2 tRNA genes are annotated in these 282 nt (G+C 46.5%); both read left to right on the top strand.

The features are described 5' to 3' along the window. The first annotated feature begins 100 nt into the window (after positions 1-100). Positions 101-177 (top strand) — tRNA-Ile (locus CD29_RS19450). Between the two features lie 21 nt (positions 178-198). Continuing rightward, positions 199-274: transfer RNA gene (locus CD29_RS19445), tRNA-Ala, on the top strand. Positions 275-282: the final 8 nt, after the last annotated feature.

Below are 282 nucleotides of genomic sequence, written 5' to 3'. Positions count from 1 at the left end.
TCACCTCCTTTCTAAGGATATTTAACGGAATTTAAGCCTTCGGCTTAAATCATTAACGTTTTGTGTTCAGTTTTGAAGGTTTATTATAACCTTTAATAGAGGGCCTATAGCTCAGCTGGTTAGAGCGCACGCCTGATAAGCGTGAGGTCGATGGTTCGAGTCCATTTAGGCCCACCATACAATTCATATTCCTATATAGGGGCCTTAGCTCAGCTGGGAGAGCGCCTGCCTTGCACGCAGGAGGTCAGCGGTTCGATCCCGCTAGGCTCCACCATTATATGA

Origin of the sequence: Ureibacillus manganicus DSM 26584 (genome assembly GCF_000772945.1) — a bacterium.
Taxonomy (GTDB): domain Bacteria; phylum Bacillota; class Bacilli; order Bacillales_A; family Planococcaceae; genus Ureibacillus; species Ureibacillus manganicus.
The sequence above is the reverse complement of the archived record's forward strand: the minus strand, read 5'-3'. Positions and strand labels throughout refer to the sequence as shown.